Origin of the sequence: Nioella ostreopsis (assembly GCF_004000255.1) — a bacterium.
Lineage (GTDB): Bacteria > Pseudomonadota > Alphaproteobacteria > Rhodobacterales > Rhodobacteraceae > Nioella > Nioella ostreopsis.
This window is the reverse complement of the sequence record NZ_RCIQ01000073.1, coordinates 1-1,180: the sequence shown is the minus strand read 5'-3', so window position 1 is coordinate 1,180 and position 1,180 is coordinate 1. Positions and strand designations below refer to the sequence as shown.

1 protein-coding gene is annotated in these 1,180 nt (G+C 63.1%); it reads left to right on the top strand.

Annotated elements, in window-relative coordinates; genetic code table 11:
• Entirely contained in the window at positions 1-1,176 is a 1,176-nt protein-coding gene (gene tuf, locus EP237_RS22850) for an elongation factor Tu (protein ID WP_127563108.1), read from the top strand.
• Positions 1,177-1,180: the final 4 nt, after the last annotated feature.

Below are 1,180 nucleotides of genomic sequence, written 5' to 3'. Positions count from 1 at the left end.
ATGGCAAAGGAAAAGTTTGAGCGCGGCAAGCCGCATTGTAACATCGGCACGATCGGTCACGTTGACCACGGCAAGACGACGCTGACGGCGGCTATCACCAAGTATTTCGGTGACTTCAAGGCCTATGACCAGATCGATGGCGCGCCGGAAGAGAAGGCCCGCGGGATCACGATCTCGACCGCTCACGTGGAATACGAGACCGAGAACCGTCACTACGCGCACGTCGACTGCCCCGGCCACGCCGACTACGTCAAGAACATGATCACCGGTGCCGCCCAGATGGACGGCGCGATCCTGGTGGTGAACGCCGCTGACGGCCCGATGCCGCAGACCCGCGAGCACATCCTGCTCGGCCGTCAGGTGGGTATCCCCGCCATGGTCGTGTTCCTCAACAAGGTCGACCAGGTGGACGACGAGGAACTGCTGGAGCTGGTGGAAATGGAAGTCCGCGAGCTGCTGTCCGAATACGACTTCCCGGGCGACGACATTCCGATCGTTGCAGGCTCCGCGCTTGCCGCGATGGAAGGCCGTGACCCCGAGATCGGCGAGAACAAGATCCGCGAACTGATGGCGGCCGTCGACGAGTACATCCCGCAGCCCGAGCGTGCCGTGGACCAGCCCTTCCTGATGCCGATCGAGGACGTGTTCTCGATCTCCGGCCGCGGGACGGTTGTGACCGGTCGTATCGAGCGTGGCGTGATCAACGTGGGCGACACGATCGAGATCGTCGGCATCAAGGACACCAAGACCACGACCTGTACCGGCGTGGAAATGTTCCGCAAGCTGCTGGATCGCGGTGAAGCCGGCGACAACGTGGGCGTCCTGCTGCGCGGCATCGACCGTGACGGCGTGGAGCGTGGCCAGGTTCTGTGCAAGCCGAAATCTGTGAACCCGCACACCCAGTTCGAAGCCGAGGTCTACATCCTGACCAAGGAAGAAGGTGGCCGTCACACGCCGTTCTTCGCGAACTACCGCCCGCAGTTCTACTTCCGCACCACGGATGTGACCGGCACCGTTCAGCTGCCCGAGGGCACCGAGATGGTGATGCCCGGCGACAACCTGAAGTTCACGGTTGAGCTGATCGCCCCGATCGCCATGGAAGACGGCCTGCGCTTCGCCATCCGCGAAGGCGGCCGCACCGTCGGCTCCGGCGTCGTGTCGAAGATCCTCGCATAAGCGA